General features: G+C 74.6%; 3 protein-coding genes. All 3 read right to left on the bottom strand.

Annotated features, from left to right (window positions below; all coding sequences use genetic code 11):
- Positions 1–1,079 (bottom strand): NAD(P)/FAD-dependent oxidoreductase (locus H5J29_RS32010; RefSeq protein ID WP_181784654.1); only part of this gene is annotated, 1,079 nt, incomplete at its 3' end.
- Positions 1,079–1,393 carry a MocE family 2Fe-2S type ferredoxin gene (locus tag H5J29_RS32005; RefSeq protein ID WP_181784653.1) on the bottom strand — a complete coding sequence of 105 codons (315 nt, stop codon included), beginning with the start codon at positions 1,391–1,393 and terminating at the stop codon, positions 1,079–1,081. The genes H5J29_RS32010 and H5J29_RS32005, both read right to left, overlap by 1 nt.
- A 32-nt stretch (positions 1,394–1,425) precedes the next feature.
- Positions 1,426–1,608 (bottom strand): hypothetical protein (locus H5J29_RS32000; protein WP_220188199.1); only part of this gene is annotated, 183 nt, incomplete at its 5' end.

Raw genomic sequence — 1,608 nt, 5'->3', positions numbered from 1 at the left:
GCGACGAGCCTGCCGTCCGCGGCGAGGCCGAACCAGATCTCGACGCCGTCGGGCCGCTGCCGGACGACCGCGCTCTCCGCGGCCGTGGTCAGGCCCGCGACCTGCAGCGACAGGTCGTGCTGGTCGCTCCAGAACCACGGGACGCCGGTCCAGGGCTCGCCCTGCCCGAGCATCGCGCGGGCGGCGGCCGTGCCGTGCTCCTGCGCCGCTCGCCACGACTCCAGGCGGAGCGGGAGGCCGTCGTAGAGCGGGTGCGGGTACGAGCAGCAGTCGCCCGCGGCGAACACGTCGGGCGCCGAGGTGCGGAACAGCTCGTCGACCACGATCCCGTTCGCCACGGCGAGACCCGCGGCCTCGGCGAGCGCGGTCTCGGGCACCGACCCGACGCCCGCGACCACCACGTCGACCTCGACGGAACCGCCGTCGGCCAGCGAGATCACCGTGCCCGCGGCGGTCTGCGCGAGCCCGGTGACCCCCGTGCCGCAGCGCACGTCGACGCCGGCGGCGGAGTGCCGCTCGGCCGCCGCGGCGGCGACGGGCTCCGGGACGGCCCGGCCCATGATCCGCGGACCGAGCTCGACCACGGTGACCGCGCACCCCAGCCCGGAGGCGGCGCCGGCGAGCTCGAGGCCGATGAACCCGCCGCCGATCACCCCGACCCGGGTGCCCGCGACGAGCCGCTCCCGCAGCGCGACGGCGTCGGCGTGGGTGCGCAGCAGGTGCACGGGGGCGCCGCCGAAGGGCAGCGGCCGGGCACGCGCACCGGTGGCGAGCAGCAGCGCCGAGTACTCCAGCGGGAGCCCGTCGGAGAGCTCGAGCAGGCGGGCGGCGGTGTCGACCCCGGTCGCCGTGACCCCCGACAGCAGGGTGATGTCGGAGTCCCGCAGCATCTCCGCGTCACAGATCGCCTTGAGCGCCCAGGTCTTGGACAGCGGCGGGCGCTCGTACGGCAGGGTCGGCTCGGTCCCGACCAGGGTGATGCGGCCTGCGTAGCCGTGCTCGCGCAGGGCGAAGGCCGCCCGGGTTCCGCACTCCCCCGCCCCGACGATCACCATGCCCGGCAGCGCCGACCCCGACATCAGTCGACCTCGATGTAGACGGTGCCGTCCTCGACCTTGGTCGGGTACGTCCGGACGTCGACCAGCACGGGGGCGCCGAGGGCCTTGCCGCTGGTGTAGTCGAAGCGGCCGTTGTGCTTGGGGCACTCGATCGTCCCGCCCATGACCAGCCCGTCGCAGAGCAGCTCCTGCTCGTGGGTGCAGTAGCCGTCGGTGGCGTAGAACAGGTCGTCGGGCGAGCGGTAGACGGCGTAGGGCTTGCCCGCGTGGTCGAAGGGGACGACGTCCTCGGGGTCGACGTCGTCGGTCTCGCACGCGGCGATCCACTGGGCCATCGGAGTTCTCCTCGGTGAGTTCGGGTGGCGGGTCAGGCGGCGGAGCCGGCCGTCGCGGCCAGCGGCAGCGCGCGGCCGTCGCTCGCCGGGGTCGGCACGTTGAACGGGGTGGCGCCGGGCAGCAGCTCACGCTTGACGTAGTGCTCCTGGTCCTTGAGCTGGCGCAGGATCGCCGGGACGAGCTCCTTGTACGCGGCCCAGATCGACGGGTAGAC

Origin of the sequence: Pseudonocardia pini, from assembly GCF_013870575.1 — a bacterium.
Classification (GTDB): domain Bacteria; phylum Actinomycetota; class Actinomycetes; order Mycobacteriales; family Pseudonocardiaceae; genus Pseudonocardia; species Pseudonocardia pini.
The sequence above is the reverse complement of the archived record's forward strand: the minus strand, read 5'-3'. Positions and strand labels throughout refer to the sequence as shown.

Excerpts from the sequence above, each read along its gene's own strand:
- H5J29_RS32005 (WP_181784653.1), bottom strand. The coding sequence starts at position 1,393 with ATGGCCCAGTGGATCGCCGCGTGCGAGACCGACGACGTCGACCCCGAG.